Origin of the sequence: Nitrososphaera sp. (genome assembly GCF_050748925.1) — an archaeon.
GTDB lineage: Archaea > Thermoproteota > Nitrososphaeria > Nitrososphaerales > Nitrososphaeraceae > Nitrososphaera.
This window is the reverse complement of record NZ_JBOGQF010000044.1, coordinates 1-13,186: the sequence shown is the minus strand read 5'-3', so window position 1 is coordinate 13,186 and position 13,186 is coordinate 1. Positions and strand designations below refer to the sequence as shown.

At 59.1% G+C, this 13,186-nt stretch carries 14 protein-coding genes; 6 read left to right on the top strand and 8 right to left on the bottom strand.

From position 1 onward, the window contains the following. Positions 1 to 93: 93 nt before the first annotated feature. Positions 94 to 1,227, top strand: a complete 1,134-nt coding sequence (locus ACREAY_RS05330) for a DNA methyltransferase (RefSeq protein WP_431754727.1) — start codon at positions 94 to 96, stop codon at positions 1,225 to 1,227. Between the two features lies 1 nt (position 1,228). Here ACREAY_RS05330 and ACREAY_RS05325 read toward each other — a convergent pair whose 3' ends face one another. From ACREAY_RS05325 to pstS (ACREAY_RS05290), 8 genes are all read right to left on the bottom strand, one after another. Further along, positions 1,229 to 1,609 carry a response regulator transcription factor gene (locus ACREAY_RS05325; protein ID WP_431754726.1) on the bottom strand — a complete coding sequence of 127 codons (381 nt, stop codon included), beginning with the start codon at positions 1,607 to 1,609 and terminating at the stop codon, positions 1,229 to 1,231. Between the two features lie 59 nt (positions 1,610 to 1,668). After that, a complete protein-coding gene (locus ACREAY_RS05320) occupies positions 1,669 to 2,766 on the bottom strand; it encodes a PhoU domain-containing protein (RefSeq protein WP_431754725.1) in 1,098 nt (365 codons plus the stop codon). A gap of 72 nt (positions 2,767 to 2,838) precedes the next feature. Then, positions 2,839 to 3,498 (bottom strand): phosphate signaling complex PhoU family protein, encoded by a 660-nt coding sequence (locus tag ACREAY_RS05315; protein ID WP_431754724.1) that lies wholly within the window; start codon positions 3,496 to 3,498, stop codon positions 2,839 to 2,841. A 34-nt stretch (positions 3,499 to 3,532) separates the two neighbouring features. After that, positions 3,533 to 4,357 carry a phosphate ABC transporter ATP-binding protein PstB gene (gene pstB / locus ACREAY_RS05310; protein ID WP_431754723.1) on the bottom strand — a complete coding sequence of 275 codons (825 nt, stop codon included), beginning with the start codon at positions 4,355 to 4,357 and terminating at the stop codon, positions 3,533 to 3,535. Between the two features lie 67 nt (positions 4,358 to 4,424). Then, positions 4,425 to 5,333 (bottom strand): phosphate ABC transporter permease PstA, encoded by a 909-nt coding sequence (gene pstA / locus ACREAY_RS05305; protein ID WP_431754722.1) that lies wholly within the window; start codon positions 5,331 to 5,333, stop codon positions 4,425 to 4,427. After that, on the bottom strand, positions 5,330 to 6,325 hold the full coding sequence (gene pstC / locus ACREAY_RS05300) for a phosphate ABC transporter permease subunit PstC (protein WP_431754721.1): 996 nt from the start codon (positions 6,323 to 6,325) through the stop codon (positions 5,330 to 5,332). The genes pstA and pstC overlap by 4 nt, the downstream gene beginning before the upstream one ends. A 90-nt stretch (positions 6,326 to 6,415) precedes the next feature. After that, positions 6,416 to 7,900 carry a phosphate ABC transporter substrate-binding protein PstS gene (pstS, locus tag ACREAY_RS05295; RefSeq protein ID WP_431754720.1) on the bottom strand — a complete coding sequence of 495 codons (1,485 nt, stop codon included), beginning with the start codon at positions 7,898 to 7,900 and terminating at the stop codon, positions 6,416 to 6,418. Between the two features lie 64 nt (positions 7,901 to 7,964). Beyond that, positions 7,965 to 9,434 (bottom strand): phosphate ABC transporter substrate-binding protein PstS, encoded by a 1,470-nt coding sequence (gene pstS / locus ACREAY_RS05290; protein WP_431754719.1) that lies wholly within the window; start codon positions 9,432 to 9,434, stop codon positions 7,965 to 7,967. Positions 9,435 to 9,744: 310 nt separating this feature from the next. On the opposite strand from pstS (ACREAY_RS05290), the gene ACREAY_RS05285 reads away from it, so the two are divergent. The 5 genes from ACREAY_RS05285 to ACREAY_RS05265 all read left to right on the top strand — a co-directional run. Next, positions 9,745 to 9,960: a hypothetical protein gene (locus ACREAY_RS05285; RefSeq protein ID WP_431754718.1), complete on the top strand. Its 216-nt coding sequence runs from the start codon at positions 9,745 to 9,747 to the stop codon at positions 9,958 to 9,960. Between the two features lie 92 nt (positions 9,961 to 10,052). After that, on the top strand, positions 10,053 to 10,559 hold the full coding sequence (gene sixA / locus ACREAY_RS05280) for a phosphohistidine phosphatase SixA (protein WP_431754717.1): 507 nt from the start codon (positions 10,053 to 10,055) through the stop codon (positions 10,557 to 10,559). Further along, positions 10,556 to 12,064 carry a hypothetical protein gene (locus ACREAY_RS05275; protein ID WP_431754716.1) on the top strand — a complete coding sequence of 503 codons (1,509 nt, stop codon included), beginning with the start codon at positions 10,556 to 10,558 and terminating at the stop codon, positions 12,062 to 12,064. The genes sixA and ACREAY_RS05275 overlap by 4 nt, the downstream gene beginning before the upstream one ends. Next, positions 12,061 to 12,741, top strand: coding sequence for a dTMP kinase (gene tmk, locus ACREAY_RS05270; protein ID WP_431754715.1), 681 nt, complete (start codon positions 12,061 to 12,063; stop codon positions 12,739 to 12,741). The genes ACREAY_RS05275 and tmk overlap by 4 nt, the downstream gene beginning before the upstream one ends. Continuing rightward, on the top strand, positions 12,738 to 13,186 hold a 449-nt coding region (locus tag ACREAY_RS05265), incomplete at its 3' end, for a dTMP kinase (protein WP_431754714.1). The genes tmk and ACREAY_RS05265, both read left to right, overlap by 4 nt.

Sequence of the window (13,186 nt, the reverse complement as noted above, 5' to 3'; positions counted from 1 at the left end):
GCACAGGGTCATGCCATTGCTATGTGCGCAGTGGCGTAAAAAGTTTGGCGATGGGCGATACTGTTAAATCTGCTCGCATGAGCATCTTTCCAGATGGCTGGAAGGCAGGGGCACATTTTTGCATGCACCAGCAAGACTGAAAAGGAATGTTTTGACCGGATGCTGTTTGCCACCGGCAGGCTGTACGGCGAAAGCGTCTTGAAGATAAAAAAGGGCGACGCGCTCTTCCTCCTGAACCTTGACACCGACGTGCTGCATGGGGCGTTTAGCGCCGGCTCGGACGGCAAAAAAGACATTGACGCAGAAGCGTGGAAAGGGCGATACCCGTACCAGGTCAGGGTGGCAAAAAACGGCCCGGTATACACGGCAGAGAACGCAAAAAAGATCCTTGCCCAGATGGGCCTTGGCTGGCGCGACACGCTCGTGCCGGGCGCTGCAGGCATGCTTGCGGCATATCTGAAAGACCCGGCGACCAGGCTTGCCGCTTTTCAGAAAAGCGACGACGAAAAGCCCCGGCTGGAATCGACGACGCTGTGGGACTATCCGCGGCAGAGCTATGGCAAAAAGCCAAAGGGCAGCAACAAGTACGCCGGCGTGACCCCGGCGTTTGTGATATACAACATGGTAAAGCGCTATACAGAGCCCGGCGACCTTGTGCTGGACCCCATGGCCGGCAGCGGCACGACGCTTGACGTGTGCGTCGAGGAGGGAAGGAGGTGCAAGGCGTTTGACGTCAACCCCACGAGGCCAGAGATAGTGCAAAACGACGCGCGCAAAATTCCATTACCAGACGAAAGTGTCGACATGGTGTTCATCGACTCGCCGTACGGCGACAACATTGACTACAACGACCAGCCGGCCAACATCGGCAGGATCTCGGCTGAAACGGACGAGTTTTACGGCGAGCTGGAAAAGGTGATGGCCGAGTGCTACCGCGTGCTAAAGCCTGGTAAAACGATAGGGTGGCTCATCGGCGACCAGTGGGTCAAGAAAAAGTTCACGCCGGTCGGCCTGCTGGTTTATGAGAGGCTTGCCCGGCAGTTTGACACCGTCGACATTGTCTGCGTCGCGCGCAGGGGCCAGAGCTCCAACACCGGCGTGTGGCACAACAGGGCGCTCCGGTTCAACTTTTACCTGCGCGGCTTCAAGTACCTGTTCATAATGAAAAAGCCGGACGGCGCTTCGGGCAAGCGGGGCAAGGTAAGCTGGGCTTATTACGAGAGGTAGGTCAAAAGGCGACGATGTTCAGCTCTGCCTTTATCATCTGCACCAGGTTGCGCACCGTCACCGGCTTTTTGATGTAGCACTTGTCTGGCAGGAAGGGGAACTTTTCCTTGAACAGGTCGAGGTAGGCGACGTCAAACGCGGTGAGAAAGCACACCCTTATCCGGCGGTCAATTTCGCGCATCTTTTCATACAGGGTAAAGCCGTCAATGTCGGGCATCCGCACGTCGAGCAGCACCATGTCGTACATGCCCGGCTTGAAATCCTTCAGGACCTGGAGAGGCTCGTTCTCTGTCCTGACTTCAAAGCCGGCCTGCTCAAGACCCGCCTTTAATATCGACGTGATGTCCTCCTCGTCGTCCACTATCAGTATTCTCGCCTGCACAGTTGGACAAGCGCCAGCTGCTTCTAAAAAATACATTCGTGTCAGAGTACAGAAGAATGTTACTGCTTGCTCTTTGCCGCGCCCTTTTCAATCACTTCGTCTATTGTTTCATTGAGCGCGGCTTCGGCGATGTCACTTGCGTATTCTGCCGTCCTGCGGATGTCTTCGAGCACCAGCTTGACGCTTGCCAGATCGCGAGTCCTGTCCTTTTCCATGGAGGCCAGGGCCTCCTGCTCCAGCGCGTGCACGTCCTCTACGGCGTCCACCGTCCTGTCGGCCAGCTGGTAGTCCCTGCGCAGGAGCGCCTCGACAGAGTCGCCCAGCACGGCAAGCGCAAGGTAGCTCATCTTTTCTATCTTGGCCAGCGTTTCCTTTGGCAGCTTTTCTTTGAGCCGGACGGCTGCCTCTGCGATGCCGCACGAGTGGTCGGCAACGCGCTCGATGCTCTTTACCGCGGCCCGGTAGCTCAGGCAGTCTGAGGGATTTTTCAGCCCCATTTCCCTCAATACCCGGCCGTTCTGCGTCGCCATCACCAGGTTGCGGAGCACGTAGAGGCTGAACCGGTCGACCTCGTCGTCTGATTTTATGACTTCCCTCGCCAGCTCTGCGTTGAGCTCAGAGAGCGCAAGCATGGCGTCCTTGTGCATCGAAGACGCGATGAGGTACACCCTGCGGATGGCTGTATTGACTGATAATTCTGGCAGCGACAGCAGCACCTGGAGCGTGATGACGTCTGAGGCGTCGGCTATCATCTCGGTGCCCACGAGGTTGCGCCTCACGACTTCCCTCACGGCGTCGCGCAGCGCAGGATTTATCCTGCCGGCCTTTAATTTCAAATGGATGATGTTGTAGCCGGCGAGGTACATCGACACGACTTTTCTCCTTAGCGTGCTTGCGCTCTCGGCCGGCATTATCACCGCGGTGGCCTCTGACAGCGAGTCGGCCGGCCCGGTGCTCATCGGCACTATCGAGAGCGAGTTGTCAGCCTCCCGGACCAGCGTCACCTGATCGCCGGCTCGCAGCCGCATCTCCTCTATCCACCTTTTTGGCAGCGACAGCACATAGGTGGACCTGCCGGTGAACTGCACCTTGCGCACTTCCCTGTGGTCCCCTAGCGCCGCTTCCTGCCTTGCTGTTGTCGTCGTCGCTGCCTTCATGAGAGTGCCTAGAAAAGCTGTGGATAAACCCTTTGCGAGAATAGACTATGGGGCGCCACGTGATCTATATGGTCAGCGGCGAGGGCTCGAAACGCCCGTAACGATGTAGTGCACCGCGTCGCCGATGTAGCACGCGTGGTCGGCGATGCGCTCCAGGTAGCGCAGTATCAGAAGGCTCGAGATGTAGCAGCGGGGGTCCTTTACCACGTCGTTTGAGCCTTTCTTGTTGTCCGGGGATATCGCCTCGCGCAGGTATTTTCTGTACAGCGCGTCGACCGTGTCGTCCATCTGGTACAGCTTTTCTGCCGCCTCCTTGTCCCTTGACCGGAGGGCCTGGACGCTCAGGTGGATCATCTTTCTCGCCGTGCCGGACATCTCTAGCACCGCGCTCTTGTCGCAGTGAGAGATGGAGCCCATGAACCCCATGATGTCGACGATGTCGTAAGCGTACCGGCCAAACCGGGAAAAGCCGTACGATATCTCGATGCACGACCTGATGAAGCGCAGGTCGGTCGCCACCGGCTGGTAGCGCGCTATCAATTCGACTGCAAGCTCGGTCACCTCGTCCTGCAGAACGCGCAGCTGCTCGGACCACTCGAATACCTGCGACTTGTCGCCGACGGCGCCGGCGTACAGCTCTATCGACCTGTCGACAGAGCGCACAGAGAGCTCGGCCATGTCCATTATGAGGTTTGAAACGCGGTCCAGGCCGTAGTCAAGCAGTCGGGTCATGCTGGCTTACCAATGGGGGAGCTTTTCTGCCTTTCTATCCGAACTTGCCAGAGATGTAGCGCTCTGTCAGTTCCTTGTCAGGATTCTCAAAGATCTGCTTTGTGTTGGCGTACTCTATGAGCTCGCCCAGGTACATGAAAGCGGTGTAGTCAGAGACGCGGGCTGCCTGCTGCATGTTGTGGGTGACGATGATTATCGTGAGGTCGCGCTTTAGTTCGTGTATCAGCTCCTCGATCTTTGACGACGCGATGGGGTCGAGCGCCGAGGTCGGCTCGTCCATCAGGAGCACCTCTGGCTGCATCGCAAGGGCGCGGGCTATGCAGAGCCTCTGCTGCTGGCCGCCGGAGAGGCTTATCCCGGGCTTGCCCAGCTCGCTCTTTACCTCGTCCCAGAGGGCGGCGCCCTTTAGGCTCTCCTCGACTATCTCGTTCAGCAGCTTTTTGTCCTTGATGCCGTTTAATTTCAATCCTGCCGCCACGTTGTCATAGATGGTCATCGTGGGGAACGGGTTTGGCTTTTGGAATACCATGCCGATGCGCCTCTTGATGAGGACGGGGTCGGTGCCCCGGGCGTAAATGTCGGTGCCGTCAAGGTAGACCTTGCCTTCCACCCTGGCACCGAGGGTCATCTCGTTCATGCGGTTCAATGACCTGATGAGTGTCGTCTTGCCGCAGCCGGACGGCCCGATGAGCGCCGTGACGGTGTTGTCCCTGACGTCAAGGTTGATGTCCTTGAGCGCCTTTTTCTCAAAGAACCACGAGTTGAGGTGCTGGACTGAAACCTTGAAGCCGGGCTTGGGAGGGGATAACGGGGCGCTATTATAATCAGCTGCGTGGGCGTACTCCTCCTCGCTGGTCATGCGCGATAAATCTTTCTTCAGCTAATTAATAATTGTCTATATAGTCCCCATAGGTATCGTAGACGCCTTACAGCTTTAGGGCCGGAGCCCTGCCCCCGCTGCGCCTCAGCACCACGAACCTGAGGGCCATGCTGAGGGCCAGCACGATGACTATCAGTATCAGGGCCGCGCCCCACCCAAATGACTGGGCATGCTCGTACGGCAGCGACGCCAGCCGCCAGATCCGGAGCGGGAGCGCGTCGACGGGGCCGGTAAAGCCCTGGAAGAACAGGCTCGTGCCCAGGATGGTCATGATGAGGGGCGCGGTCTCGCCGGTGATCCTCGCTATCGAAAGGGTGATGCCCGTCAGCACACCGCTCTTGGCGGCCATCAGCGTGATGAACATCGTCACCTTCCACTTTGGTATGCCAAGCGAGTGCCCGGCTTCCCTGACAGAGTTTGGCACAAGCTTTAGCGTCTCCTCCGTTACGCCCACCACGATGGGTATCATGATTATCGAGAGCGCGACGGCGCCGGCCATGATGTTGAACGAGCCGACCGTGAGCACGAGCGCGATATAGCCCACGATGCCTATCACTATCGAAGGCAGGCCGGTCATGACGTTGTTAAAGAACCTCACCGAAGAGGCAAACCTGCCGCCGGCAGCGTATTCGGAAAGGTAGATGCCGGCAAGCACGCCCACCGGCACGCCTATCGCCGACGCCAGCGCGACTACGATGAGCGTGCCCTGGATGGCCGGCCCGATGCCGCCGTCGCCTGCGAGGATGGAGCCCTGCGGCTGCGTCAAAAATTCCGCCGTGATGGCGCCGGAGCCGTTCTTTATCACCTCAAACAGGATGCTGCCGAGCGGTATCATGGCAAGCGCGATGCACGCGATGGTGGCGCCGGTAAAGGCCTTGTCCATCAGCTTGCGCCGGGCGCTGCTCCTGACCACGGCGTCCTGAATAAGCTTTATGCGGTCCTGGCGCGCCGTCATTCCCTCGCCCCCGGGGCCACCTTGACCATCCTTGACACGAGCAGCCGCGCGCCGATGTTGATGGCCATCGTGAGCATAAAGAGCGTGGCGCCGAGCGCGATGAGGGCCGAGCTGTGGAACTCGGTGACTGCCTCGTTAAACTCGTTGGCGATGATGCTTGACAATGTTTGGCTGGGGCTAAACAGGCCTTCCGGGATTGCGGCAAGCCCCACCGTGTTGCCGATTACCATCGTCACCAGCAGGGTTTCGCCGACGGCCCTGCCGAGGCCCAGAAACGCCGCGCCGAGTATGCCGGCCTTGGCATAAGGAAAGATAAAGTGCCTGACGGTCTCCCAGCGCGTGGCGCCGAGGCTGTAGGCGGCCTCCCTCTGGGTGTTGGGGACCGCTTTCAGCACCTCGCGCGATATCGACGATATTATGGGGATTATCATGATGGCAAGGACGATGCCTGCCGTAAAGACGTCAAGGCCGAAAGGCGCGATGCCAAAGAACGGGATGGTCGCGCCGAGCGTGTCATACAGCGGGTATTCAAGAAAATCGAGGACAAAGAACCGGAACACAAAGAGCGCCCACAGGCCGTAGACGATGCTCGGGACTGCGGCCAGGATTTCGACGACAAAGCCGATGGGCGTGCCTATCCTTGCAGGCGCGATCTCTGAAATGAAAACGGCAATGCCGAGGCTTATGGGGACGCCGATGGCCATCGCGATGGCCGAGCTGACAAGCGTGCCGACGACGTACGGCAGCGCGCCGTACGATTCGCGGCCTTCCACGGGGTTCCAGTCGGTGCCGGTGAAAAACTCGAGCCCTTCCAGCGAAAGGACCGGCATCGAACCCTGCACGACAGAGTAGGCGACCAGGATGAGCATAAAGACGGTATAGCCGGCGGCGCCCAGCACGACCCACCGGAATATGCTGTCGCCCCTGCGCTTTTTCCCCTGAAAGAATGACGAGAGGAACTCTTTGCGCTCCCTTCGGGACTCGGCAGTCATTGCACACAGTGAGATTGGATGATATTTTATGATTGTCAACGGAAAAGCAATAGACTATATAGAAAAAAAGGAGGCGGGCCCCGCCTGAGCTTAGCGCCTTGTTACCGTGCCGTCGGCAAGCAGGTTGCCGTCGCCGTCCATTGCCGACCAGTCAAAGCCTGCTATGGCTGAGGTGCCAGTCACGCGGAACGTGACGGTCTTGCCGGCCTTGATGGGCTTTGTCTCGGTCGTAAAGGTGACGGCGCCTTCGTCAAATTCTGATGTCCAGCCGGCCGGAGCCCTGGCCGACTTTGCATCAGCAGACAGCTGGACTGTAAAGCTGTGGATGTCGGCGCCCGCGGCGCTCTTGACCTTTACGTTTGCCAGCTTGCTGGTCTTTTTGCCCGATGCCGTCACCTTGAGATCGGCTGCCGGCGATTCCTCTTCGGCAGGGGCCGTGCTGGCAGGAGTCGTCGCGGAACCCGGCGCATTGTAGAGCGCCTTGCCCTGGTACGTCAGAGAAGCGAGCGTCTTTTGGTTCAACGCGACTACGGAGTCTGGCAGCGGGACGTAGGACAGTTTCTTGGCGTGCTCCTGCCCTGCAGGGCTTATTGCCCACGCGACGAGGTCAACAATCGCCTTGGCCTTTTCCGGGCTGTCGATCTTGGGGCTGGTGCTCATCTCCTTGTACAGCAGGAGGTAGGAGAAGCTGGCAATGGGGTACGAGTCTGCGCCTGCCGCGTTCACGAGGGACACGGCCTCCCATAACTCCTCGCCTGCCGGCAGCGCGCCTGCGGCCGCTGTGACTGCCGCCCTTGTCGATTCAAGCGTCGGCTCGATAAAGTTGCCTGCCTGGTTCTGTATGTAGGCATAGTCCATGCCAGTCGTCAGGGCGTACGAAAGCTCTACGTAGCCTATGGAGAACTTGGCGCCGTTGACCGCGGTCGCTACGCCCTCGTTGCCGGGCGCGCCCCTTCCAGTCGGCCACTGCACTGCCGTGCCCTTGCCGACCTTTTCCTTCCATTCAGGGCTCACCGACGAAAGAAAGCTGGTCCAGACGAACGTGGTGCCGGAGCCGTCGGACCTTTCCACCACCAGGATGGGCTTGCTAGGGAGCGGGAGGTCCGGGTTCAGCGCCACGATGGCCTGATCGTTCCACATCTTTATCTTGCCAAGGTAAATGTCGGCGAGCACCGGGCCGGAGAGTTTCATTCCCTTCTGGCCGATGCCGGGGACGTTGTACGCGGCCACCACCGAGCCGATTGTTTCCGGCATGTGGACGGCCGGGCCGGCAAGTGCGTCGCGCTGGGCCTTGGACAGCGGCGCGTCGGTGGCGCCAAAGTCCACCGTCTTTTCGGTAAACTGCTTGATGCCTCCTCCGCTGCCGATTGACTGGTAGTTGAGGCTGACTGACGGGTTCACCTTCTTGTATTCAATGCGCCACGTGTCGATCAGCGGGAAGGGGAATGTTGCGCCTGCGCCGTTGACGGCCACCGATTTTTGTGCAAAGGCCGCCGGCAACAGCGTTGTTGGTAAAGATGCCAGCAGCATGCCGGCGAGGACTGCTACAGTCATGCTTGCAGAAATGCTGTGCATGCGTATGAGAAATGCCGGTGCGGATTAATGGTTAGCGCATATGCTTTACATGCTCCACATGCGGCTATGGGGCGGCACGTGAACTATAGAGCCGGGAGCGCGCGAGAGCTGCAATTCCCAGCGACGCCGCCAGCGCAACAGCCGCCAGCGCGCCAAACTCGGGCACTACCCTTGCGCCCGTTATCTCTATAGTGGCGTCCTGCGGCACCGTGAACCTGACGGTGGTGGCCGTGCCAGCGTCGGCCTGCTCGAATTCGATCTCGTCTCCGCCGGCGGTTATTGACGTTATTCCGTCTATCATGGCCTTTGGCAGCGTCAGCTCTACCTCGCCCTGCCCTTCAAAGGCCACCTCGACCGACTCGGCGTCGTTGATGGATGCCGACACGGCCCTTGCAGTCTCGCTCCGGCCGGCCACGGTGTACGCGTGGCCGCCAAACTCGGCCGATGCTGAAAACTTGTCCGACGGCAGTATGACCTCGCCTTGGTACGTCAGCGACGAAAGCGTTTCCATGTTAAGCTCGGCGACAGAATCTGGCAGTGGGACGTAGTAGAGCCGCTCTGCGTATTTTTGGCCTTCGGGGCCGACGGCCCACGCGATAAACTCGGCAAGCGAGCGGGCGCTTGCAGCGCTGTTGATGGACGTGCTCATCTCCTTGTACAGCAGGAGGTAGGAGAAGCTGGCAATGGGGTACGAGCCGGCCCCCGGCGCGTCCAGCAGCGAAATGCCTGTCCACGACCCGTCCCCAGCCGGCAGGTTTTCGGCAGCCGCGGTCACCGCGGCGCTCGTCGACTTGAGCGAGGGCGTCACGAACTTGCCCTCCCGGTTCTGGATGTCTGCAAACGTCATCCCGACTGTCAGGGCGAACGAGAGCTCTATGTAGCCCATGGAATTTGGCGTCTGCTTGACGGTGGCAGAGACGCCTTCGTTGCCGCGCACGCCCCTGCTGGCAGGCCACTGGACCGACTTGCCTGCGCCCACCTGCTCTGCCCATTCAGGGCTTGCAGAGGCAAGGTAGCTCGTCCAGACGAACGTGGTGCCGGAGCCGTCTGACCTGTGCACCACTGCTATGGGCCGGCTTGGCAGGTTTACGCCGGGGTTTATCGCCTTTATGTCAGGATCGTTCCACCTTGTTATCTTGCCAAGGTAAATGTCGGCAAGGATGGGGCCGGTGAGTTTTAGCCCCTTGCCCACGCCCGGCACGTTGTACGCGGCCACCACCGAGCCGATTGTTTCCGGTATGTGGACGGCCGGCGAGGAGAGGGCGGCTTCCTCTTTTTTGGACAGCGGCGCGTCGGTGGCGCCAAAGTCCACCGTCTTTTCGGTAAACTGCTTGATGCCTCCTCCGCTGCCGATTGACTGGTAGTTCAGGTCGAATTCGGGCTTGATGTCCTTGTACTCGACGCGCCACGTGTCGATCAGCGGGAAGGGGAATGTTGCGCCTGCGCCGTTGATGATCTGGTCCTGCGCGCTGGCCGGCAGGGCAATGGGGATTATCAAAATTGCAGCCAGGAAAGCCGCTACAACGTAGCGCATATGATGAAAAAGATGACTGCTCTTTAATAACTATCGCTTGCGCGCCTGCAAATTCGAGATCGATGCTGCCGGCAGGCAATTTAAAAAAAGTCAAGCCAAGGTTGGCGGTTATCGCCCGTGAGCCTGGACGGCGGGGGATGGTAAGAATAGGGCTCGACCGTTCAACCTCAACTTGTACCCTGTTTGCCTCACAAGAGACAAAAGGCTATCCAATATAGAATAAGGTAAAGCAGTTTTTCAATATAGCGCGGGGCGCGCTATGTGCTCACTGTCGGCTACGATTAAGAGCCTGTTTCCGGGAAAGAAGAGCATGCAGGCAATCGATGTCGTGCAGCGTAACGCAGGCAGGCGCAACTTTGCGCTCTGCGGCTCGTGCTTTTGGAGCGCGACAATCCTGCATGAAGGAGAAGTGTCGTGCCCCATGTGCGCAAAGGGCGTGTCGCTCATACCGCTGGCCAGAGACGAGGGATACCGGCTGAAAATTTCTCCTGCGTCTGGCGTCGAGATTTCGTTTTCAAGGGCCTAGCTTCTATATGCCATGCGCCGGCCTACGTGATTCATTCTGGCAACCTTTTTGCCCCAGATAATTTGATAAACCACGGGTCCATCCTTTTCATGGTGCAGCTTTACATCCTGAGGCACGGGGAGGCCGGCAAGCGGGTGCCTGCGGGCGGCAGCGACTCTAAAAGGGCGCTCACGGCCGCCGGCGAGGAGGAAGTCCAGGAAATCGCGCAAGCGCTGTCGGCGCTCGGCTTGAAACTTGATTTCATGGCGTCAAGCCCGCTAGAGCGGGCGCGCCAGACCGCCCAGCTGGTGGCAAAGGCGCTCAAGGTGAAAAAGGGCTCGCTTGAAGAGTGGGACGAGTTAAAGCCGGAGGGCAGGCGCGCAGACCTGTACAAAAGGCTGGCGCAGTTCAAGCCGGAAACGTCGGTGATGGTAGTCGGCCACGAGCCTTACCTGAGCACGGTGGTCGGCGAGCTGGTATTTGGCAGCCCGGTAGGCGGGCGCGTCATTTTGAAAAAGGCCGGCCTTGCCAAAGTGGCGGTGACGTCTTTCCAGCCAAAGGTCAAGGGGGAGTTGCGGTGGCTCCTTGCGCCCAAGCACATGAAGAGGATGGCCAGATGAGGGTTTCAGTCGTCGACCTCGGGTTCAATTCAGTAAAGATGGTAAGCTATGATGTCAAAAAGGACGGCTCGTTCAAGGCGTACCAGCAGGAAGCGGCAAAAGTGAGGCTGGGCGAGGGCCTGCACAGGACCGGCTATTTGGGCCGGGAGCCGGTGCAGCGCACCATCGAGGCGCTAAAGCTGTTCCGCGACGTCATCAACTTTGACTCGGTCAAGCACGTCCTTTCCGTGGCGACCAGCGCGGTCAGGGACGCCGGCAACAGAGAGGACTTTTTAAAGCAGGTGCACGCGCAGACAGGCTTTCAATTCCGCGTCCTGTCGGGGCAGGAAGAGGCGTTCTACTCGTACGTGGGCGCGCTGCAGGCGACCTGCATCCCGACGGCGCTCTTTTTCGACATCGGCGGCGGCAGCCTGGAATTAGTTTACACGGAAAATTACACGATAAAGAAGGTCAAGTCGTACCCGCTGGGCGCGCTGCGGCTGTCGCAGATGTTTGGCGACGGCGGCACCTTTTCCAAAAAAGCGTACGACAGGCTGCGAGAGCACGTGCTGGACGCGCTGCCGGACAAAAAAGAGCTCGGGCTTTCAGTCGACACAATGCTTGTCGGCGTAGGGGGCGTGCTGCGCGCCCTTGCAAGGCGCGACCAGGAATTGACGGGTTACGAGCTGGACAAGGTGCACAACTACCGGATGAGCCGCGATTCAGTGTCGTTGATGGCAAAGGACCTGCACAGGATGGACGCCGGCGAGCTGTCAAAGGTGGAAGCTGTCGGCGCCAACAGGGCAGAGACCATCGTCGCCGGCTCGGCAGTCATCTCGGCCCTCATGGACAAGCTGGGCTTTGACGATGTCACCGTCAGCGCCAGGGGCCTGCGCGAAGGGATCCTGTCTGTATTTGCCCGCGACCCCAAGACCTACTATTCCGGCGGCATCAACAACGAAAAGGCCCGGGCTTATGTCGCGTTCTCATGCCAGAAGGAAATGTTGCCGCAGTACACGTTCACGCTCGTCAAGCCGCTTGTAGCAGCAGGGCTCTTGCGCGAAAAGGAAAAGGCGATCCTGACGCACGCGATAAAAGTGATGGCAGGCAGGCCTGCCATCACCAACTATAGCAACCTCTTTCACCTGATGATGGACGAGGACAACGCCTTTCTCACCCACCGCGAGCAGCTGATACTGGCCCTTGCCATAGTGCACAGCCGCAAAGACAAGGTCGCCGGCATGCTCTTTTCCAGGTACAGGTCGATACTGGAGCCGCAGAACATGAAATCGGTGAAAAAGATATCGGCGTGCCTCGCGCTGTCGGCGATAATAGAGAAATCGAGGGCGACGGTGCGCCTGTCGGCCAGCGGCAAGCAGGTGAGCATAAAGCTCGTTTCTGGCAGGCAGTTTTTGCCGTCGGTGCTCCTTGCAAGCGCGCTGAAAAATTTCGAGGACGCGTTCAACGTCTCCGTCGCCTGCCAGGTTGCAAGCGGCAGGCAGCAGGAAGCCAGGGTGATAGTATGAAAACAGGCCAGATAAAAGGCAAGTTGATTATAGTAGAGGGAGTCGACGGCTCGGGCAAGTCCACGCAGATAAGGCTGCTTGAAAAGTGGCTGAAGCACCTGGGCGTGCCGGTCTTTTTCACTGCGTGGAACTCGTCAGAGACTGTTAAGGAGATAACGTCCAAGGGCAAAAAGAAGGGGTTGCTGACGCCCACGACGTTCAGCCTGCTCCACGCGACAGACTTTGCGGACAGGTACGAGCGGCACATCTTTCCATTGTTGCACGCCGGCTATGTCGTGCTTGCGGACCGCTATGTCTATACGGCGTTTGCCCGCGACGTGGTGAGGGGCTGCCACCCAAGGTGGGTGCGCAACATGTACGACTTTGCGGTCAGGCCCGACATCTCGTTCTACTTCAAGGTGCCGGTTGACGTCGCGTTTGACAGGATAGTAAAGGGCCGGCCGAAATTGAAATATTACGAGGCCGGCATGGACATGAACCTCAGCAACGACCCGTACGAGAGCTACCGCATATTCCAGGGCAGGGTCGTCGAGCAGTACGAGTCGATGATAGGGCCGGGGAATTTCGTGGTCGTGGACGGCACGACGGACATCGAGGAGCAGCAAAAGGCCGTGCGCAGGACGGTGATGGAGATGCTGCCCAGGTTCAGGGGGCTTGCAAAGGAGGTCACGGTTTGAAAAGGCAGCCAAGGACGTTCCAGTTCTACGGCCACGGCATACCGTCGGTGCAGGGCGAGGAGGTAAAGGGCCGGCTCATCGTGATTGAAGGTCCGGACGCCTCCGGCAGGTCGACGCAGATCGGACTGATTACAGCCAGGCTTGAGGCAGAGGGGCACGCGGTGCTCAGCACGGGGCTAAAGAGGTCAGAGCTGATAAGCGAGGGCATCCTGGAGGCCAAGCGCAACTTTGCCGGCAGGCGCACCCTCAGCCTGTTTTATGCCGCCGACTTTGCGGACCAGCTTGAAAACAAGATAATACCGGCGTTGCGGGCCGGCTACATCGTGCTTGCCGACCGGTACATCTACACGATGATGGCAAGGGAGGCCGTCAGGGGCATAAGCAGGCGCTGGTCGCACAACCTGTTCAGCTTTGCAGTCACGCCGGACCTCGTGTACTATCTCGA